The organism is Pseudonocardia cypriaca (assembly GCF_006717045.1).
Lineage (GTDB): Bacteria > Actinomycetota > Actinomycetes > Mycobacteriales > Pseudonocardiaceae > Pseudonocardia > Pseudonocardia cypriaca.
This window is the reverse complement of the sequence record NZ_VFPH01000002.1, coordinates 648,818-667,570: the sequence shown is the minus strand read 5'-3', so window position 1 is coordinate 667,570 and position 18,753 is coordinate 648,818. Positions and strand designations below refer to the sequence as shown.

The following is an 18,753-nucleotide window of genomic DNA, read 5'->3' as shown; positions in this document are numbered from 1 at the left end:
CCGGGCCCTTCGACGAACACCAGGACCACGTAGACGCGGCCGAGCAGCGGCCGCAGCGGCTTCACGACGTACCCGCGGTGCAGTCGCCGCCGAACCGCCAGTCGGGGTCGACGTCCGGGGGATCCGCGTACGCCGCAGCGACCTCCGGGTTGAGCAGGGCCTGTACGCCCCACATCACCTCGAGCACGTCCGCGCCGGCCCAGCCGGAGAGCGGCTCGTCGGAGGCGAGGACCACCTGGTCCAGCCCGTTGCCGACGTAGGAGAGCGCGGTCTCGACGTCGGCGCCCGTCCCGGTCATCAGCGCCCCGACGGCGTCGAGCATCAGCGTGACCGTCGCCCCGCCGTTGTAGATCAGCGACACCGTGATGTCCGACTCCTGGTCGGACGTGCAGTCCTGCGACTTGATCACGATGAAGTCGGGCACCGGCGGCCCCTCGTCTCTGGTGGCGGGTTGCCCGAAGGCTCGATCGGTGATCGGCAAGCGTTACCGGCGCGCGGCGGAACGGCCGGGCGGTGGCAGAGATCACCCACCACCGGCTGACTCGGGCGACAGGATGTCCGAGGTGTGGTCGCGACCCCAGCAGCGACCCCGTGGAGGGACAGCGGAATGGAATATCGCACGCTCGGTGGCACCGGAACGGTCGTGTCGTCGCTGTGCCTGGGCACCATGACGTTCGGCAACGAGTGTGTCGAGGAGGTGTCGCACGCGCAGCTGGACCGGTTCGTGGAACGGGGTGGCAACTTCATCGACACCGCCAACGTCTACTCCCGGGGAGTCTCCGAGGAGATCATCGGGCGCTGGTTGACGAAGCGGCCGGGTATCCGTGACCAGGTCGTCATCGCAACGAAAGGCCGCTTCTCGATGGGCGAGGGGCCCAACGACGTCGGCCTGAGCCGGGTAGCGCTCACCCGCGCGCTGGAGGCGAGCCTGCGGCGGCTCCAGGTCGACTCCGTCGATCTCTACCAGGCGCACGCATGGGATGCGTTGACACCGTTGGAGGAGACGCTTCGGTTCATGGACGACGCCGTGCGGGCCGGCAAGATCCGTTACGCCGGGGTGAGCAACTTCCTCGGCTGGCAGCTGCAGAAGGCCGCGATGCTCACCGGGTTCCTCGGCCTGGCACCGATCGTCACCCTCCAGCCGCAGTACAACCTCCTGGTCCGCGAGATCGAGTTCGAGCTCACCGACGTCTGCGAGAACGAGAACATCGGCATCCTGCCGTGGTCGCCGCTGGCCGGGGGCTGGCTGACCGGCAAGTACCGCCGCGACGAGGTCCCGACGGGACCCAGCCGGCTGGGCGACGACCCTGAGCGTGGCATGGAGGCCTACGCGCCGCGGAACGCACAGGAGCGGACGTGGCAGGTGATCGACGCCGTTGGCAAGATCGCCGAGTCGCGGGGCGTGTCGATGGCACAGGTCGCACTGGCCTGGACCGCGGACCGGCGGGCGGTCACCTCGGTGATCCTCGGCGCCCGCACGGTCGAGCAGCTCGACGACAACCTGGCCGCGGCTGGTCTGCACCTGTCCGACGAGGAGACGCGAGTGCTGGACGAGGCCAGCGATCCGATCGTCGGGGACTACCCGTACGGGTTGCCGGGGCGCAGGCAGCGCGCCAACGGACGGGAGCTCTGAACCCTCGGGGACGACCGACGAGCACAGCGTGCGGTTGATCGAGCCGCTGCTCCGCAGCTCGACCGTTGCGGAGCTGGGCGATCCGGCCGGCGCCGCGGTAGACCGTGTCGAGCTGGTCGGCGGGGCGCTGTCCCGACCCTCATCGGCGATCCTTCCGGGCGAGCGCGGCGAGGAAGCCGCCGACGAACGTGTCGCCGAGCCCGACGGTGGTGGGGTGCGCGACGTCGAGCGCGAAGCCGGGTACGCAGCGGACGCTGTTCCCCATCTGTTCGTGCAGTGCCGCAGCGAAGGCGACCGACGCTGGCCGTCGTGGTTGCCGGCGTAGGCACTCGATGTCCTGGTCGGTGAAGTCGTCGCCGCGGGGCTAGCTTTCAGCGCCGCAGCGCCGGCACCACCGGTCGGTCTCGCTCGGCACGACGGTGCAGGCCAGGGCGGCCCGGTCGGGCTCCAGGCGACCGTCAGGCCGAGGCCGTCGCGGATCGCTATCCGACAGCTCGCGCAGCGCTGCGTCCGGGCTCTCCCACGAGTGTCCGGAAGTAGTCGAGCACGGGCGGGAAGTCGATGTCGTCGTTGCGGTGGCCGATGTACTTGTCCGGTCGGATCAGGTAGATGCTCGGGCGGCGGACGCCGTAGCGGTTGTGTGCCTCGCTCCGCACATCGGCGAAGACTCCGTCCGTGGGAGTCGTCGGCAGGTGGCCACGAGTGATGATCAGGACCTGGCCGTGCCCGGCCATGACGCGTTCGGCCTCGACCTTCCAGGTGGCGAGGGTGCCGGGGTCACTCTCGTCGGCCGCGAACAGGACCAGGTGGTGTCCGAGGGCCCGCAGGAGGTGCCGGAGCGCCACCGGTCCGGAGCGGGACTCGAGGTAGGCGTCGCGCAGCACCTCCCCGGCTTCAGGGCCGGTGTCGGTGCCGTTGCTCCACGCCCTTGGCCGGAGGTAGGACCACTGCTCCGAGACGAGCGCGCTGTCGCGGTAGTTCACCAGGTGCTCGCCGATGGCGTTGGAGAACTTCTGCTGGACGGTGTTGAGCTGGCTGAGCAGGCGCAGGGCGTGCCGCCGGGCCCGGCGTGCGACCAGCGCGCTGCCGGTGGCGACCCGGGTGGCGGTGGAGGTGGCGTCGACGACGGCCTCGGCGACCGGTCGGCGCTCGGCGGCGTAGCTGTCCAGGAGCGTGTCGTCGGTCTGTCCGGAGGCGACCATGGCGAGCTTCCAGCCCAGGTTGTAGGCGTCTTGCATGCCGGTGTTCATCCCCTGGCCACCGATGGGGCTGTGGCTGTGCGCGGCGTCGCCTGCCAGTAGCACCCGGCCCTTGCGGAATCGGTCGGCCAGCCCTTCCCGCGCGACGAAGGCCGAGCTCCACCTCAGGTCGCTGAGCTGTGCATCCAACGGGGTCCGCTCGGCGACCGACGCCGCGAAGTGGTGCAGCTCGGGCGGCCTGGGCGGCTGGTCGTCGGGCGTGCTGGCCAGAATCCGCCAGTACCCGCCCGGCATGGGGAAGACCGCCAGGAGCCCGCCGCGCGCGAACCACACGTGGAAGCGGTCCCGCACCAGATCCCACCGGGTCGTGACGTCCCCGAGGATGAACCCGCGGCGCAGGTCGGCCGTCTCCCAGCCGATGCCCGCCGCGTCGCGGACCGTGCTGTGCGAGCCGTCGCAGCCGACCAGCCAGCTCGTGCTGCACCGCTCGAGGCGGCCGTCCTCGTGGACGAGGTCCACCGAGACACCGGTCTCGTCCGCGTCGTAGGAGGCCAGCCGCGTGTTCCATTCGATGTCGACCCCCAGCTCCCGGACCCGTTCCCGCAGGAGGTCGGTGGTCTGCCACTGAGCGATGCACAGGTCCATCGGGAAGGGCGAATCCACCGCGGTGGTGTCCAGCTCGGCCACCAGCGTGGTGCCTTGGTAGAAGTTCAGGGCCCGCAGTGGGATGCCCTGCTCGACCGCGGCCGCGGCGATTCCGAGATCGTCCAGAAGCTCGAGTGATCTTGCCACCACGGCGACCGCGCGGCTCTCCCTGACGTCCTCCGCGCCCGCATCCACGACCCGGGGTGTGACGCCCCGCCGCGCGAGTTCGGCCGCCAGCACGAGACCGGTCGGGCCGGCGCCCACGATGATGACCTGCTTGTCCGTCGCCATGACAGCCTCCAAAAACGAATGCTCGTTCTTTCACTGAAGCACGCCTGCGGTGGCCGGTCAAGAGAGGGGCTCGCCCGTCAGTGGTCGTCGCGTCGAGGTCCGGACATGAGCGCGTGGAGGCCATTGCGGAAGGCGGCGGCGTCAGCGTGGCCGTGCACGGCCCGCTGCACCATGAACCCGTCCACGAAGGCGATCAGGACGGCTGCCACCTGTTCTGCGGGGACGTCATCGGGTAGCAGCCCGCGCTTCTGGTGCTGGGCGACGAGGCCGCCGACAACCCCGCGGGTGGCTGCCATCACCTCGGTCAGCTGTGCGGCCAGCCCTGGCGAGCGCAGCGCCTCGGACCAGATCTGCACCAGCAAACGGGCCGACTCCGGCGAGCCCGCCAACGGGGGCTTCTCCACCTGCAGGACGAGGTCGACGATGTCGTCCAAATGGGGCGGCTCGTCGGCATCGTGGGTGTCGAACGCGGTGGCAACCTCGGCGAGCGCCTCCGCGGCGATCGCCGCGATGATGTCGTCCTTGCCCTTGAAGTAGCGGTAGACCGCGCCGACGGACAGCTCGGCCTCAGCCAGCACGTCCTGCATGGACGTGGCGTGGAAGCCGTTGCGGATGAAGCAGCGTCGGGCGGCGTCCAGGATCTGCCGGCGCCGGGCATCGAGGTGTTCCTGGGGCATGCGGGCCATGGTGGCGATCCTAGAACGAGCATTCCTTCTTGACACAGTCACGACGGTGGACGCAGGCTGAAGGAACGTTCATTCTCGATCTGAGGGAGAAGTCATGCCTGTCGTGATCACCACGATCACCGGGTTGCTCGCGCTCGTCTTCCTGGCCGCGGGGCTCCAGAAGGTCCTGCTGCTCCGCACGGTCACGTCGAACATGCGTCGCCTCGGCGCGAGCCACGGGCTGACCCGCCTCATCGGGACCCTGGAGATCCTGGGCGCGATCGGCATGACGGTCGGGATCTGGTACCCGGTTGCGGGGGTGGCGGCAACGGTCGGCATCGTCCTGCTCCTGGCCGGAGCGATCGGCTACCACGCCCGAGCGGGGGACTACGGCCGCCGCACCCGTCGCAGCGACGCCTTCGCGCCGCCCGTGTTGCTGATCCTGACCGGGGTGCTCGGCGCGCTACTGCTGAGCGGTGCCTGACGCCACGGCCACACCGGTCCGCCCGCGGGCCTCATCCCCGGGCCGCTCCTCGAGGCGCGCCGCCGGCGGGGGCCGGAGAAGCGTCCACGCCGGTCTCCAGGGCCCGCGGAGAAGGTTCCACCACGACCACCGAACCGAGTGCGATCACAACTCACCAACATCGACCTCGCCCACGACACGGCAGTCACCGCCGCCCAAGCGGTCATCAGTTCTCTACCCCGGACGCTGCCGCAACGAAGCCGCGTTCGCCGCGCGCAAGCATGACGACCCGCAGCGCGTCTACAACCGCGTGACAAATATGGAATCGTCCGGGACCTGGGGATGGCGTACCAGAACGGAACCCGCGGGCGCACCTGGCGAAGTCCGAACCTGCCGCGACGTCGCGACGTGACCGTGCGCTCCATCCGTCCTGGTCATCAGCAGCCTCCAGGCGGCAAGGGGCAGCCGGTTCGATCTGTCCGATGCCTGCCCGGAATGGCGTCATGCCCAACGAGACCTTCTGACTCGACGGTCCGACCGGTGTGCTGGTCGCGGCAAATCTCACCAGCAACCCGAGTCGCGACGGTTGCAGATCATGTCGAGACAACGTTCGAGCACCGGGAGGTCCGCGTGGCTGAGCTGGTGGCGGTGATCGCCTCCACCCACCATCCCTTCTACTACCGCGCCAGTACCTCGACCGGTGAGGACCGGCCGCCGTTCGCGGACGAGTGGGTGCGCAAGGTGGAGGCGTTCCGGGAGACGCTCACCCGGGCCCGGCCCGATGTGCTGGTGATGGTGGGGTCCGATCATTTTCACCAGTTGTGGTTGGACAACATGCCGCAGTTCCTGGTCGGGAAGGCGCCGGTGTATGACGCCAACTGGTACAACGAGGAACGCGAGTTCGGCCTGCCGCGCATGGTCTTGAAGGGGCAGGAGGACCTGTCGGCCTACATCCTGCGTGAGGGTCTGGATGCCGGGTTCGACCTGGCGTTCTCCAACGAGCTGCGGATCGATCACTCGATCACGTGCCCGATCATCACGCTGCGGCCGGAGGCGGATCTGCCGATCGTGCCGGTGTACACGAACATCTTCGCGCCGCCGCTGCCGCAGCCGAAGCGGTGCTTCGGGGCCGCGGTCCGACAACTTGGCCTTCCTCGACCGGCACGCCGTCGAGCGCGGATGCCCGACGTGCACTCGGCCCGCTTCGGCGGGGAGGACCTGCCCGGGTTCCCGCAGGCGTGGGTCGCACGGGAGATGCCGTGACCGACCTGGCGAACGCGGCCCAGCAGGCGCTCCGGCGCGGTGGTGGCGGCGGCCCGATCGGCGAGCGGGAGGCCGCGTTGGTGGTGCCGATCGCCCGCGCGCTCTACCCGCACCCGGGCCTGGGGGACGGGCCCTACGAGCGGGTCGCGGACGCGGTACTCGCGACGGCTGCCGCTGTTCCCGCCGTCGGGCTCGTGCTGGACAGGGGGCTCGCGGATCTGGCGGTGGCCCTCGAGGGCCGCGCGGACCTGGAGTCCGTGACTGCGGAGCTGGCAGCGATCCAGGAGGGGGAGCTGTTCCGGACGCTGCGCCCCCTCGTCGCGCGTCACCTCTACGACGACCCCGAGGTACGGGCGCACATCGGCTACCCCGGCCCCTCCTCGGACCTCGGTGGATACCTCCACCGGGGCTTCGACGACCTGGACTGGCTGCCCGACCCGCCCGTCGAGGAGCCCGACGAACCGCTGGTCGAGCTCGGCCCGTTGCCCTACCCCGTCGCCACCGCCGATCGGAGAGCACCGTGAGGACCTACGACCTGGACGACGAGGTCGTCATCGTGATCGGCTCGGGCCCGGGTGGTGCCACGTTGGCCCACCAGCTCGGCCTGCGTGGGTACCGGGTCGTCGTCCTGGAGGCCGGCCCCTGGATCCGCAACGAGGAGTTCGTCAACGACGACAACCAGGCGTTCGAGCAGCTGAGCTGGCTCGACCCCCGGCTGGCCACCGGGAGCTGGACGCTCGCCACCGACTTCCCATCGCTCCCGGCGTGGAACGGCCGGTGCGTGGGGGGCACCGCCGTCCTGTGGACCGGGCTGTGCCCCCGCTTCCACGCCCACGAGTTCCGGGCGCTCAGCACCTACGGGCCGGTCCCCGGCGCCACCCTGCAGGACTGGCCCCTCGGGCGCGCCGACCTGGACGCGTACTACGACGAGGCGGAGCGCGCGATCGGCGTCACGCACCGCCACGGGAAGCGGCCGCTGCCGGCGAACAACAACTACAAGGTGCTGGCGGCCGGGGCGCGGCGGCTCGGGTACCGCCACGTGGCGACGGGCCCGTACGCCGGGAACGCGGAGCCCTACGACGGGCGCCCGGCGTCGATCCAGGACGGCTTCAACTCCCAGGGCGACCGGACCGGCTCGAAGTGGAGCCCGCTCGTGCGGGAGATCCCGCGCGCGATCGCCACCGGCAACGTCGAGCTGCGGACCGAGAGCCAGGCCGTGCAGATCACCCTCGGCGCCGACGGCCTCGCCGACGGCGTCGTGTACGCCGATGCGGCAGGCTCGCTGCACCGCCAGCGCGCCTCCGTCGTTGCGGTGGCGGCCAACTCGATCGAGACCCCGAGGCTGCTCCTGCTGTCGGCGGAGCGGAGGCACCCCGACGGCCTGGCGAACTCGTCCGGGCAACTGGGCCGCAACTACATGCGCCACACCACGGGCGTGGTGCACGGCCAGTTCGCCCGGCCGGTCCACCACTACCGCGGCGAGAACATGGCAGGCCTGCTGCGCGACGAGGCGCGGCACGACCCGGCGCGGGGTTTCGTCGGCGGCTACTACCTGGAGATCATCTCGCAGGGGCTGCCGTCGTTCGTCACCTTCGCCCGCCCCGGGGCGTGGGGCAGGGAGTACACGGAGGTCATCGAGGCCTACACCCGCACCGCGTCGCTGTGGATCTGCGGCGAGGACATGCCGCAGCAGGGCAACGCGGTCACCCTCAGCTCGACGCTCGTCGACCGGCTGGGACTGCCGGCACCCGAGGTCCACTACGACGACCACCCCAACGACGTCGCCATGCGCGACCACGCCACCGGCCGGGCGGAAGCGATCTTCCGCGCCGCCGGTGCGGAGCGCGTGCTCACCTCACCGCCCATGCCGTCGGGCCACAACCTCGGAACGGCGCGGATGAGCGCCGACCCCGCCGAGGGGGTGGTCAACGAGTTCGGGCAGGCCCACGACGTCCCGAACCTGTTCGTCTCCGACGGCTCCGTGTTCCCCACGGGTGCCGCCGCCAACCCGACGCTGACCATCGTGGCGCTCGTCCTGCGGCAGGCCGAGAACCTGGCGCGCCTGCTCGACGCGCGTGCCGTCCCGGCCCGCTGACTCGCCGAGCCCACCACCAACATCCGACCAAACCGGAGGACACCCATGCCCATCGCCGTCCACAACCCGACGACCGGCGAGGTGGAGAAGGAGTACGCGGCCCACACGCCGGAGCAGATCGAGGCGGCCCTGGCCGCGTCCACCGCCGCGTTCGAGACCCTGCGCAGGACTTCTTTCGAGGAGCGGGCCGGGTGGATGCACCGTGCCGCCGACATCCTGGACGCCGAGGCCGAGCAGGTCGCCCGCACGATCTCCACCGAGATGGGCAAGACCTTCGCCAGCGCGCTGTTCGAGGCGCACAAGTCGGCGAAGGGCATGCGCCACTACGCCGACCACGCCGCGACCTACCTCGCGTCCGAGGCTCCCGTACGGCCGGACCAGGTAGGTGCGAGCCGGATCGCCGTGCGCTACGAACCCATCGGGCCGGTGCTCGCGGTCATGCCGTGGAACTACCCGATCTGGCAGGCCATGCGGTTCGCCGCGCCGGCCCTGATGGCCGGCAACACCGGACTGCTCAAGCACGCCTCGAACGTGCCCGAGAGCGCCCTGTACCTCGGGGAGCTGTTCGCGAGAGGCGGGTTCCCCGAAGGCGCCTTCCAGACCCTGCTCGTCGAGGGCGGGCAGGTCCTGCCGCTGCTCGACGACCGCCGGATCCGCGCCGTCACGCTCACCGGCTCGGTCGGCGCGGGTGCCGCGGTCGCCGCCGCCGCCGGTCGCAACGTCAAGAAGTCGGTGCTCGAGCTGGGTGGCGCGGACGCCTTCGTCGTGCTGCCCAGTGCCGATCTCGACGCCGCGGTGCCGGTCGCGGTGAACGCCAGGGTCGGCAACAGCGGGCAGTCCTGCATCGCGGGGAAGCGGTTCATCGTGCACCGCGACGTGTACGACGAGTTCGAGCAGCGGTTCACCAGCGCGATGGCCGCGACGGTGTACGGCGACCCGTTCGCCGACAAGACGACGTTCGGGCCGATGGCGACCGAGGCGGTGCGACGCGAGGTGCACGAGCTGGTCGAGGACGCCCGGGCGAAGGGCGCCCGGGTCCTGACCGGCGGCGAGCTCCCCGACGGTCCCGGGTGGTTCTACCCGGCCACCGTGCTCTCCGGGGTGACGCCGGACATGCGCATCGCGCGCGAGGAGTGCTTCGGCCCGGTCGCCTGCCTGTTCCCGGCCGAGAACGCCCACGATGCGCTCCGCCAGGCCAACGAATCCGACTTCGGCCTCTCGGCCAGCGTCTGGACCCGGTTCCCCGCCGAGATCGAGCTGTTCAGCACCGGGCTCGAGACCGGTGGCGTGTTCGTCAACGGGTTCACCTCCTCGTTCCCGCAGCTGCCGTTCGGCGGCGTCAAGGACTCGGGCTACGGGCGGGAGCTGGCCGGCGTGGGGATCCGCGAGTTCGTCAACATCAAGACGGTGTGGCAGGCGTAGCGCCTGGACCTCCCGGAGCCGGCCCGCCGCATCGACGCGGGGTGCGATGCGACGGCCCCGGCGGTGGCGGCTTGTCGACCCCGGAAGAGGTCGCTGCCTTCTTCCGCGACTACGAGGAAGTGCGGGGGCAGCGGCTCTCCGAGCGCGAACGGCGAGCAGCCGCAGCCGCGGCCGCCTGGATCCTCGCCTTCAACGCCCGCTGGCAGGCCGCGCTGATCGTCCACGGCGCTCATGGAAGGAACGGGCACCGTTGATCGAGGCCGTGCCGTTCGTCGAGCAGGAGCGCATGCAGGGGCAGAGCTGATGGCCGGTTCGCGGGTCGACAGCCGAGCCATCGGGGCCGACCGCGCTACTGCTCGCCGGGTCGCACGAGCCCGCTCTCGTAGGCGATCACAACGAGTTGGGAGCGGTCGCGTGCGTCGAGCTTGCCCAGGAGGCGGCCGACATAGGTGCGGGCTGTTTCCGGGCTGATGTGCAGGACCTTTCCGATCTCGGCGTTCGACCGGCCGGCTCCGACCTGGGCGAGGACATCCCGTTCACGGTCGGTGAGCCCGGCGAGGCGCTCGGGCTGCGCCGCTGCGGAACGGGCTGCCGCCTCCAGCACTCGACGGGTGACGGCGGGCGAGAGGAGGGCGTCGCCACCGGCGACGATGCGCACGGCGTCGCGGAGGGCGTCGGGTGCGGTGTCCTTGAGGAGGAATCCCGCAGCACCCGCGCGGATGGCCTCGAAGAGGTACTCATCGTCGTCGAAGGTGGTCAGCATGATGACCTGGACGTCGCCCAGCGCGGGATCGTCGAGGATGCGGCGTGTGGCCTGCAGCCCGTCGGTGCCGGGCATGCGCACGTCCATCAGCACCACGTCGGGGCGGTGGGTGCGCACGACGGCGACTCCGGTCGCCCCGTCGCCGGCCTCGCCGACGACTCCGATGTCTGGTGCGCGCTCCAGCAGTGCGCGCAGTCCGGCGCGCACGAGGTGCTGGTCGTCGACGAGAACGACGCGGATCTCGCTCACCGGGTCGTGCTCCTGAGAGCTCATCGGGCGGCCCTCTTGAGGGGCAGGTGCGCCTGCACGCGGAAGCCACCTCCGTCCACGTTGCCGGCGTGGACGGTGCCGCCGAGCAGGGTGACCCGCTCGGTCATGCCGCGCAGCCCGTGACCGGGCTCGATGAGCCGACCGTTCGGTGCGCCACGACCGTCGTCGCGAACCTCCAGGTTCAATTCCGTAGCCGCCGCGCGGACGAGGACGGTGACCTGGGACGCCTCGGCGTGTCGCAGCGCGTTCGTCAGCGCCTCCTGCACGACGCGGTATGCGGTGGTGCCGACGACTGTGGGAACACCTTTCACATCCCCGGTGATCTTCAGGTCGACCGGCAGTCCGCTGCGAGTTACGTTGTCGGTGAGTGCACCGAGCCGATCGAGCCCCGGTGGCGGTTCGCGAGTTCCGGGACGGCCGAGCCAGGTGCCCAGGGTGGCGCGGAGCTCGGACATCGCGCTCCTGGCGGCATCGCCGATCGTGGTGACCGCCCTGCGGGCGTCGGCTGCCGAACCGGCGTCGAGGGCCTCCTCCGCCACCGCGGACTGCAGGGTGATCACCGACATCGTGTGACCGAGGGTGTCGTGCAACTCGCGGGCGATGCGGATCCGCTCGATGTCGACCTGCCGCGCAGCTTCCCGGCGTCGCTCGTCTGCCGCCGCTGCGGCTTGACTGGCCATCTGCGCCCGTAGAGCGCGGCGGCTGCGCGTGGCATCGCCCAGCGCGATGACGGCGACCATCAGGACGGCGTCCGAGCCTAGGGCGATTCCCAAGACGTAGGAGACGTCGTCACCCTCGATCAGTCGAAAGCTCACCGACACGAGGAGCAGCGCCGCGCCGATGCCCGCCGCGGTGAAGGGCCGGCCGTGGTATGCCGCCGCGTAGAGCGCGGCTGCCACCGGAGCGGCCAAGCCGACCGGGGGTAGGTCGAACGAGTAGTAGACGACGAGGCCGGCGGCGGTCGCGGCCAGTGCCCCGACCGGGCACCGTCGGCTCGCCAGGATCAGCGCGCCGAAACCGGCTGCGAAGGCGTAGGCGACCACCGCGCGTCCAGCCGGTCCAGCGTCGGTGACGACCGCCGCCGCCATGAGACAGAACACCGCGAGGGCCAGGAGCGCATCGGAACGGGTGGGACGGCCGGCTTGCACGATGACGCAGGTTAGCGCCGAGTGCGTCACCAGGGCTGTCGCCGAGACGCGTGACTGCGAGGGCACGACGTACGTCGAGAAGCGTTGTGGGCCGCGCTGTGAGGCGGCTGTCGGGGTGGGTGGGCGGATCTAGCGTCGGTCGGGTGATAGCAGCCCTGGTGGCTGGGTTGTCGAGGATCGATGTGGAGGAGACCGTGCAGATATCGCGAAGCACGTTGACCACGGCGGTGCTGATCGTGCTGGTGTGGTCGTCGATGATGTCGTTCGGCGGGGTGGCCGCAGAAACGGTGATGTTGTATCCGAACATCTTCGGTGACGCTCCGGCGTCCTTGGACCGCGCCCGCGAATTCCTGGTGGCAGGGGGCCCCAGCGACTACTTCCCGCCATTGGGCGCCACGGTGGTGCTGACATGTCTGACAGCGACTGCGTTCACGCTGCGCGAGCCGCGATTGCGGTGGTGGATCATGGCCGCGGCCGGGGTGTTCATCGCGTGCGAGTTCCTGTTCTCGGTGCTGTTCTTCTGGCCGCGCAACGAGATCATGTTCGTGGATCCCGTGGGTACGCACTCTCCCGAGTACCTGCGTCAGGTGGCGCAGGAGTTCGTGGCCGGGCACTGGGTCCGTCTAGCCGGCGGTGCGGTGACGTCTGCGTTGGCGCTCACGGCGCTGCTGCGCTGGGTTCGGATGAGGACGCTGGCCAGCAACGGGCACAACGGGGCCAGCGGGGCCGCCGGGCGTGCGGGGGCGCTGCGATGAGCCGCGGGAAACCGATGCTGGGGTTCTCCTGGCCGGTGCTGGTCGGGCTGGCTGCGCTGGCCGCCCCGAGGGTGGTGCTGCACGACCCGGGGATCATCGAGGAGGGTTCGTTCGTCAACGGGCTGTTCGTGTTCGTCCCGCCTGCGTGCTGGGTGGCGGCGGTGCTGTGGAAGCGTCCTCGCCGGCCATTCGTCACCGTCGTGGTGATCGGTGCGATGTACGGGGTGTTCCTCGCGGTGGGTCATCAGCTGCTGTGGGACGCGGCGTTCCCCGCGGGGATCGACTCATCCGTGCCCGAGGCCGCCATGCGCACGGCCGCAACGATGTCCAGTCTGGTCGTCGGCACAGTGGTGGGTGTGGTTACCGGCGCCATCGCCACCCTGCTGTGCCGCATCGTCCCCGCCACCCCCGCCGACGACAGCAGCACCGACCGCGGGGGCGAACGTGCGCATTGAGACGCCGCGCGAACGTGCCTTCGGCGCCGTCCTCGCCCACGCTCCCGAGTACGGCGACGCCGAGCTACGAGAGTTGGGTAGCGGGCTGGACCACCGCGCGTTCCTCGTACGCGACCTGGTCGTACGCCTCGCCGACCACGCCTCACCCGCGGCGGTGCTCGCCGAGGCCGAGTTGCTGCAGCTGCTCAACAGGCGCGTGTCGGTTCCGGTGCCGACACCGGTGTTCGCCGACCCGGTGCGAGGCGCCCTGGGTTACCGCCTGCTCCCGGGCCGGCCGCTGCTGGACCGGGAGCCCCCACGGGGGCTGGCGACCCGGCTGGGCCGGCTGCTTCGCGACTTGCACGATGTCGATCCTTCTGAGGTCGCAGAATGCGTGCCAGTCGACCCGGCCCTGCCCGACGAGTGGTTGGACGACCTCACGGGCCCATCGCAGTTGCTGCAGATCGTGCACACGCAGCGTCCGCGCTCGGCCCAAGATCTCGTCCTGACCCACGCCGACCTCGGCGCGGAACACATCCTCGAGCACGACGGCGAGCTGAGCGGAATCATCGACTGGTCCGATGCCGCCATCACCGACCCCGCCCTCGACTTCACCCGGCTCTACCGCGACTTCGGACCAACCTTCCTCGACCAAGCGCTGCTCGCCTACGGCACCGACAGCGCAGACTTCCGCGGCCGGATCACCTTCTTCGCCCGCTGCGCCGCCCTCGAAGACATTGCCTACGGCCAGGCCAGCGGTCGCGCCGCATATCTGCGTGCGGCGCAACGCAGCCTGTCCTGGCTGTTCCCTCCACAGGGCGGGTCCTGAGGTTCCCCCGCTTGCTCGGAGATCGACGGTCGTGGTCAAAGGCCCGTGATGGGGGTCTCTGTGGCAGCACCGACTGCCACTCGTGGACTGAGTGCCTCGGCTTCCGCGCTGCGCAGCCACCTGCGGGCCGGGCTATGTCAGCCCAGGAGAGTGTGATCGGCGATCTGCCCGGCGAGGAAGGCCCGCTCGGCCTCGTTGACGGCCAACGCGAACGCCTGTCGATAGGCAACGGCCGCCTCGCCGCGCCGGCCGAGCCGGCTCAACAGCTCAGCCTTGACCGCCGGCAGGTACTGGTACGCCGCCAGGCGGTCGTCCCCCTCCAACCGCTCGATCTCGGCGAGTGCGGCCGCCGGGCCGGCAACCATGGCCAGCGGCACCGTCCGGTTCAGCCGCACGACCGGTGACGGCCACAGCGGCACCAGCCGGTCGTACAGGGAGAGGATCTGCGGCCAGTCGGTCTCCTCGTAGGACGGCGCATCGGCGTACAGGGAGGCGATCGCGGCCTGCAACAGCAGCCGCCCCGGCGGCTTGGACCGCAGGGCCCCCATGATGATGTCGTGGGCCTCGGCCAGCGTCGCCCGGTCCCACCGCGACCGGTCCTGGTCTTTCAGCCGCAGAAGGCGGCCGTCGTCGTCAACCCGTGTCGCCTGCCGCGCCTTGGTCACCAGGAGCAGCGCGTGCAGCCCAGCAACCTCGGCCTCGCCGGGCATGAGCTCGCGGAGCATCCCGGACAGATGCACCGCTCTGTCCACCAGCTCAGCACCCACCAGCGCCCGGCCCGTGGGCGCGGTGTGCCCGGTCGTGAAGAGCAGATAGATGACGCCGAGCACGGCCGGCAGCCGTTCGGGCAACTCCCCGGGGCTCGGCACCCGGAACGGGATCCGCGCGGTGGCGATCTTCTTCTTGGCGCGGGTGATCCGCGCCGCCATGGTCGGTTCGGAGACCAGGAATGCGCGCGCGATGTCCGCGACCGGGACCCCGCAGACGAGCCGCAGCGTGAGCGCAACCTGCGCGTCCAGGCCCAGCGCCGGGTGGCAACACAAAAAGATCAGACGCAATCTGCCGTCCGGCACGGCGTCGTCAGCGGGTTCTAGCTCGTTCTCCTCCGGCCCGGAGGCCTCCTCGGGCGTCATCAGCAGGGGCAGCCGGGACCGCAGCACCCGGTCTCGACGGATTGCATCGATCGCACGCCGCCGCGCCGTTGTGGCGAGCCAAGCGCCCGGGTTGTCCGGGATGCCGACGTCGACCCAGCGCTTGAGCGCTGCGGCGTAGGCGTCCTGCACGCACTCCTCCGCCAGATCCAGATCACGCGCAACACGCACCGTCGCGGCGAGCACCCGGGCCCACTCGTGACGATGCGTACCGGCTACCGCCGCCTCCACAGCCGCGACATCGGTCACCGAGCGGGTTCTTCCGTGCGCTCCACGGGGCCGCCGCTGTGCACCGGGCGAACCTCTACGCCGCCGCCCTCGTGCACGACCGGGTTGGTACGCGCGATCGCCAGGGCGGCGTCGAGGTCGGGCGCCTCGAGCACGTAGAAGCCGGCGACGACCTCCTTGGAGTCCAGGAACGGGCCGTCGGTGATGGAGTTGCCGCGGATGGACGTCGCCATGTCCCGCGGGGTCAGCGCGTACGCGGCCACCATCGATCCCTGGCCAGCCAGGTCCTCCGCGTGATCAGTGCTTCCCTCCAGCTCATCCGACGTCGCGTCGGGCGCGTGGGCGGAGTCGTTGGCGTAGATCAGCACCGCGTACTGGGCCATGACGGTCTCCTCTTGATCTCGGTCGCTTCGTCCGTACACCTCTACGTCGGACGGGTCCAGCAGATTCGACAAGTTCCGACGTCGATCTGAGCGAGCGGCAACGCCGCGGCGGTGTACTCGGTCGGCTGGCCACACCGTTCTCGTCGACCAGTCTGAGTAAAGGGCGTCACAGGTGGGGCGCGGCGTCGCGATGCGGCCGCTTCGGCGTCGCACTCGGGTGTGACGTATCGGCGTCCTTGTCGTCGCTGATGGAAGGTCGACGCGCTCCTCGCGACGATGCCAACGAGCGGCGGCCGTCGAAGCGAGTCGTGCTCTTGCTCTAGACGCTCTCTTGCTGGAGGTCCTGGACTCCTGAGGCGGCGAGGGCGTTCGCGACCGACAGGCTGTCCTCGTACACGTGGTAGGCCGTGATCAGTCCGTCCTCGATGGTGAGTCGCAGCGCGCAGAGCGCGGTGTAGGGCACGCCGGTGGCTCGCGGCGTCTGGCGGATCTCGGTGAGCACTACGGCACCGGCTCCGTCGACGAGCACGGTCGGGTCCGGGAACTCGTGCTGCGGCACGTGCGCGTCCCGCAGTTCGCGAAAGTGGTCGGCGACGTCGGCGCGGGTGTTCCGCGGCCGGATCCACGGCACGGCCGGGTGCCCCTCGGCCGGCCAGCTGAGCCGCCAGTCGACCTTCTCGGCGAACAGTTCCGCGACCTCGTCCGGGTTGCCTGCGCCGATCCGGCGCAGCAGCTCCTCGGCGGTGGCGCGGGTGTCGGCGTTGGACGGTGCTGCCCGGGCGAACTGGTGGTCGGCGCGGATGCGACCGTCGGCGTCGAGGACGGTGAGGATGGTGGCAGCCCACACCGGCCCGCCTCCAGTCGCCTTGACCATCTGCACGGTGAACGTGACAGCACCGTCGTGCCAGGCCGGCTCGTCTCCGAGGGTGAACCTGAATCCGCCGTCGCGCACGAACTGTTCGTATGCGCCCGTCACACGCGCGGTGATCTCCGTGTGGCCGTGGTAGGTGTTCGCGTCGGTGTGCTCGATGCCGTCCTCGGCCCACAGCGCAGCCACCGTCGCGCGCCGCTCATCGGCGTCGGGCTCGTTCCAGACGTCGACGTAGCGGCGGACGAAGGCGGCGGTGTCATCGGTGATTCCCATGACCCGGACGCTATGGCTGGTCTGCTGCCATCTTGTGTCAGTGGACTCCGGCAGACTGAGGTGGTGCGCGCGAGCCGGCTCGTGTCCTTGCTGATGCTGTTGCAGACGCGGGAGCGGATGACGGCGCGGGAGCTCGCTGCGGCGCTGGAGGTCTCGGTCCGCACCGTCTATCGCGACGTGGAATCCCTCGGTGCGGCCGGCGTGCCCGTGTACGGAGAGCCGGGCCACGAAGGTGGATATCGGCTCGTCGAGGGCTATCGCACCCGGCTGACCGGGCTCACCGCGCCGGAGGCCGAGTCGCTGTTCCTCGCATCGCTGCCTGCGGCGGCTGACGAGCTCGGTATGGGGTCCACCGCTGCGGCCGCCCAGGTGAAGCTGCTCGCCGCACTGCCCGCGGAGCTCCGGGTCCGCGCCGACCGCAGCGCCCAGCGCTTCCACCTCGACACGCCATCCTGGTACCACGACGCCGACCGGGTGCCCCACCTCGCTGCGGTTGCGGGTGCGGCGTGGCAGCAGCGGACCGTCACGATCCGGTACCTGCGGTGGGAGCAGCCGCAGGAGATCGTACGCACCGTCGAGCCGCACGGGATCGTGCTCAAGGGGGGACGCTGGTACCTCGTGGCGCGGGCTGCCGAGCGCGAGATGCGCACCTACCGGGTATCGCGACTACTCGGCGTCGACGTGCTCGCCGACGAGTTCGAACGCGAGCCCGGCTTCGATCTTGCCGCGTACTGGGCGGACCAGCTGGAGCGGTTCGACCACGACCGATTCCGGGGCACGGCGACGCTACGCATCTCGCCACAGGGCGCCGAGCGCCTGCCGCACTTGCTGGAGCCCGCTGTGGCCGACGCTGCGAGCCGCACTGCGGGCCCGCCGGACGAAGCCGGTTGGGTCGAAGTCACCATTCCCGTCGAGCCGGCGGAGCAGGCCGTGACGGATTTGCTCCGCCTCGGTGCTGACGCGGAGGTACTCGGCCCTCCGAAGCTGCGCGAACACATGGCAACCGTGGTGGAGGCTTTGGCGCGACGGTACGCACGTTGATCGGCACCAACGGGAACTGGGATACGAGCCGGTGGTCGCCCTTCCTCGGGGCCGAGCGCGTTGGCCGCCCTGTCCCGCGGCGAGGTCATTGACGGCTGGGGTGGAGCGAATGTGGAGCACGGCATCGCGCCGAGCGGGCCTGAAGGTCGCCGAGTTGCGTCGTACTGCACCAGGCCAAGCAGGGGATCCTCTATTTTGCCAGGTCGGCTCGACCCGTTGACCGTACTGGGGGTCAACGGGTCGCAGGTTCAAATCCTGTCGTCCCGACGGCACGATGGGCGGTTCTTTCAACACGAGGGAGCCGCCCATCGGCGTTTCTAGCTGCAAGGACGTCGATGCTGGAGATCTGAGGCGGGGCTCAGGACGATCTGGTTCTGGTAGTTCGGCACGCCGTTGCGCGCCCGACTGGAGCAAATCTGGAGCAAGCCGTCTGGCGCCGCGAAAGGGGTCAGGGTTTGCTCCAGGACCGCGGTGTAGTTCTGATCGGTTCGGGACGGGCTGGAGGCTTGACGTCTTGGCTGTCGTCGTCGCGGACTGCTGTTGTCAAGGGGTCGCGTCGTCGGCTTCGTCGTGGCAGCGTGCCTGCGCTTCGAGCAGAGTGGTGCGGCTGCACGCGGAACCGGCTTCGCTCCGGGCAGTGCAGTGTGGATGGGGGCGGGTACTTCGTTGGGTCTTCATCCCGGTCCGGCGTCGACGTAGCGCCCAGCCATAGGTCGGCGCTGGAGGCATCGATAGCGGAGCGCGATGGGGCGGTGCCGAGTCATCATGTAAAGGGATGCGCGAGCGCCGTTCCGGGACCTATCAGGCCGCGTCATCTGCGTGCCAATGTCCGGGGAGAAAGCACGTCAGCCACGTGTGTAGCCAGACCGCACAACGTGTGCCGCAGACGAAGATGCCGAGTGGCGTCCAGCAGTGGCGTAGACAAGTTCGA

General features: G+C 70.3%; 20 protein-coding genes. 12 read left to right on the top strand and 8 right to left on the bottom strand.

Annotated features, from left to right (window positions below; genetic code table 11):
* Nucleotides 1-61: 61 nt before the first annotated feature.
* Nucleotides 62-424: a hypothetical protein gene (locus FB388_RS20740; RefSeq protein WP_142103902.1), complete on the bottom strand. Its 363-nt coding sequence runs from the start codon at nt 422-424 to the stop codon at nt 62-64.
* A 183-nt stretch (nt 425-607) separates the two neighbouring features.
* Here FB388_RS20740 and FB388_RS20735 point away from each other — a divergent pair, with 183 nt between their 5' ends.
* Together FB388_RS20735 and FB388_RS39515 are read left to right on the top strand one after the other, a co-directional pair.
* Nucleotides 608-1,633, top strand: a complete 1,026-nt coding sequence (locus FB388_RS20735; RefSeq protein ID WP_142103901.1) for an aldo/keto reductase — start codon at nt 608-610, stop codon at nt 1,631-1,633.
* Nucleotides 1,634-1,661: 28 nt separating this feature from the next.
* Complete coding sequence (locus FB388_RS39515) at nt 1,662-1,958, top strand: hypothetical protein (protein WP_170225761.1); 297 nt, start codon at nt 1,662-1,664, stop codon at nt 1,956-1,958.
* Nucleotides 1,959-2,115: 157 nt separating this feature from the next.
* Here the strand turns inward: FB388_RS39515 and FB388_RS20725 are convergent, their stop codons facing one another.
* Nucleotides 2,116-3,768 (bottom strand): FAD-dependent monooxygenase, encoded by a 1,653-nt coding sequence (locus FB388_RS20725; protein ID WP_142103900.1) that lies wholly within the window; start codon nt 3,766-3,768, stop codon nt 2,116-2,118.
* Nucleotides 3,769-3,845: 77 nt separating this feature from the next.
* The gene (locus tag FB388_RS20720) at nt 3,846-4,454 is read right to left on the bottom strand and encodes a TetR/AcrR family transcriptional regulator (RefSeq protein WP_142103899.1); all 609 of its coding nucleotides are present in this window, start codon (nt 4,452-4,454) and stop codon (nt 3,846-3,848) included.
* Between the two features lie 94 nt (nt 4,455-4,548).
* Here FB388_RS20720 and FB388_RS20715 point away from each other — a divergent pair, with 94 nt between their 5' ends.
* From FB388_RS20715 to FB388_RS20690, 6 genes are all read left to right on the top strand, one after another.
* Nucleotides 4,549-4,917: a DoxX family protein gene (locus FB388_RS20715; RefSeq protein WP_142103898.1), complete on the top strand. Its 369-nt coding sequence runs from the start codon at nt 4,549-4,551 to the stop codon at nt 4,915-4,917.
* Nucleotides 4,918-5,436: 519 nt separating this feature from the next.
* Nucleotides 5,437-6,159, top strand: coding sequence for a DODA-type extradiol aromatic ring-opening family dioxygenase (locus tag FB388_RS20710; RefSeq protein ID WP_246122230.1), 723 nt, complete (start codon nt 5,437-5,439; stop codon nt 6,157-6,159).
* Complete coding sequence (locus FB388_RS20705) at nt 6,156-6,683, top strand: hypothetical protein (RefSeq protein ID WP_142103897.1); 528 nt, start codon at nt 6,156-6,158, stop codon at nt 6,681-6,683. The genes FB388_RS20710 and FB388_RS20705 overlap by 4 nt, the downstream gene beginning before the upstream one ends.
* The gene (locus FB388_RS20700) at nt 6,680-8,254 is read left to right on the top strand and encodes a GMC family oxidoreductase (RefSeq protein WP_142103896.1); all 1,575 of its coding nucleotides are present in this window, start codon (nt 6,680-6,682) and stop codon (nt 8,252-8,254) included. The genes FB388_RS20705 and FB388_RS20700 overlap by 4 nt, the downstream gene beginning before the upstream one ends.
* Before the next feature lie 45 nt (nt 8,255-8,299).
* Nucleotides 8,300-9,676, top strand: coding sequence for an aldehyde dehydrogenase family protein (locus FB388_RS20695; protein WP_142103895.1), 1,377 nt, complete (start codon nt 8,300-8,302; stop codon nt 9,674-9,676).
* A 71-nt stretch (nt 9,677-9,747) separates the two neighbouring features.
* Complete coding sequence (locus FB388_RS20690) at nt 9,748-9,930, top strand: hypothetical protein (RefSeq protein WP_142103894.1); 183 nt, start codon at nt 9,748-9,750, stop codon at nt 9,928-9,930.
* Nucleotides 9,931-10,025: 95 nt separating this feature from the next.
* On the opposite strand, the gene FB388_RS20685 is transcribed toward FB388_RS20690, so the two are convergent.
* Nucleotides 10,026-10,712 (bottom strand): response regulator transcription factor, encoded by a 687-nt coding sequence (locus FB388_RS20685; protein WP_211362138.1) that lies wholly within the window; start codon nt 10,710-10,712, stop codon nt 10,026-10,028.
* The gene (locus FB388_RS20680) at nt 10,709-11,857 is read right to left on the bottom strand and encodes a sensor histidine kinase (RefSeq protein ID WP_142103893.1); all 1,149 of its coding nucleotides are present in this window, start codon (nt 11,855-11,857) and stop codon (nt 10,709-10,711) included. Before FB388_RS20680 ends, FB388_RS20685 begins: the two co-directional genes overlap by 4 nt.
* 143 nt (nt 11,858-12,000) lie before the next feature.
* Here FB388_RS20680 and FB388_RS20675 point away from each other — a divergent pair, with 143 nt between their 5' ends.
* The 3 genes from FB388_RS20675 to FB388_RS20665 are packed head-to-tail and all read left to right on the top strand — an operon-like array spanning nt 12,001 to nt 13,875.
* Complete coding sequence (locus FB388_RS20675) at nt 12,001-12,612, top strand: DUF1772 domain-containing protein (RefSeq protein ID WP_246122228.1); 612 nt, start codon at nt 12,001-12,003, stop codon at nt 12,610-12,612.
* Nucleotides 12,609-13,067 carry a hypothetical protein gene (locus FB388_RS20670; RefSeq protein WP_142103892.1) on the top strand — a complete coding sequence of 153 codons (459 nt, stop codon included), beginning with the start codon at nt 12,609-12,611 and terminating at the stop codon, nt 13,065-13,067. Before FB388_RS20675 ends, FB388_RS20670 begins: the two co-directional genes overlap by 4 nt.
* Nucleotides 13,057-13,875 carry a phosphotransferase gene (locus tag FB388_RS20665; RefSeq protein WP_170225760.1) on the top strand — a complete coding sequence of 273 codons (819 nt, stop codon included), beginning with the start codon at nt 13,057-13,059 and terminating at the stop codon, nt 13,873-13,875. Before FB388_RS20670 ends, FB388_RS20665 begins: the two co-directional genes overlap by 11 nt.
* A gap of 137 nt (nt 13,876-14,012) precedes the next feature.
* Here the strand turns inward: FB388_RS20665 and FB388_RS20660 are convergent, their stop codons facing one another.
* From FB388_RS20660 to FB388_RS20650, 3 genes are all read right to left on the bottom strand, one after another.
* A complete protein-coding gene (locus FB388_RS20660) occupies nt 14,013-15,275 on the bottom strand; it encodes an RNA polymerase sigma factor (protein WP_142103890.1) in 1,263 nt (420 codons plus the stop codon).
* The gene (locus FB388_RS20655) at nt 15,272-15,637 is read right to left on the bottom strand and encodes a YciI family protein (protein WP_142103889.1); all 366 of its coding nucleotides are present in this window, start codon (nt 15,635-15,637) and stop codon (nt 15,272-15,274) included. Before FB388_RS20655 ends, FB388_RS20660 begins: the two co-directional genes overlap by 4 nt.
* Before the next feature lie 319 nt (nt 15,638-15,956).
* A complete protein-coding gene (locus FB388_RS20650) occupies nt 15,957-16,781 on the bottom strand; it encodes a nuclear transport factor 2 family protein (RefSeq protein ID WP_142103888.1) in 825 nt (274 codons plus the stop codon).
* A gap of 12 nt (nt 16,782-16,793) precedes the next feature.
* Here FB388_RS20650 and FB388_RS20645 point away from each other — a divergent pair, with 12 nt between their 5' ends.
* Nucleotides 16,794-17,822, top strand: coding sequence for a helix-turn-helix transcriptional regulator (locus tag FB388_RS20645; protein WP_246122226.1), 1,029 nt, complete (start codon nt 16,794-16,796; stop codon nt 17,820-17,822).
* The last annotated feature ends 931 nt before the right edge of the window (nt 17,823-18,753 follow it).

Excerpts from the sequence above, each read along its gene's own strand:
- FB388_RS20735 (WP_142103901.1), top strand. The coding sequence starts at position 608 with ATGGAATATCGCACGCTCGGTGGCACCGGAACGGTCGTGTCGTCGCTG.
- FB388_RS20725 (WP_142103900.1), bottom strand. The coding sequence starts at position 3,768 with ATGGCGACGGACAAGCAGGTCATCATCGTGGGCGCCGGCCCGACCGGT.
- FB388_RS20720 (WP_142103899.1), bottom strand. The coding sequence starts at position 4,454 with ATGGCCCGCATGCCCCAGGAACACCTCGATGCCCGGCGCCGGCAGATC.
- FB388_RS20715 (WP_142103898.1), top strand. The coding sequence starts at position 4,549 with ATGCCTGTCGTGATCACCACGATCACCGGGTTGCTCGCGCTCGTCTTC.
- FB388_RS20695 (WP_142103895.1), top strand. The coding sequence starts at position 8,300 with ATGCCCATCGCCGTCCACAACCCGACGACCGGCGAGGTGGAGAAGGAG.
- FB388_RS20685 (WP_211362138.1), bottom strand. The coding sequence starts at position 10,712 with ATGAGCTCTCAGGAGCACGACCCGGTGAGCGAGATCCGCGTCGTTCTC.
- FB388_RS20670 (WP_142103892.1), top strand. The coding sequence starts at position 12,609 with ATGAGCCGCGGGAAACCGATGCTGGGGTTCTCCTGGCCGGTGCTGGTC.
- FB388_RS20655 (WP_142103889.1), bottom strand. The coding sequence starts at position 15,637 with ATGGCCCAGTACGCGGTGCTGATCTACGCCAACGACTCCGCCCACGCG.
- FB388_RS20650 (WP_142103888.1), bottom strand. The coding sequence starts at position 16,781 with ATGGGAATCACCGATGACACCGCCGCCTTCGTCCGCCGCTACGTCGAC.
- FB388_RS20645 (WP_246122226.1), top strand. The coding sequence starts at position 16,794 with ATGGCTGGTCTGCTGCCATCTTGTGTCAGTGGACTCCGGCAGACTGAG.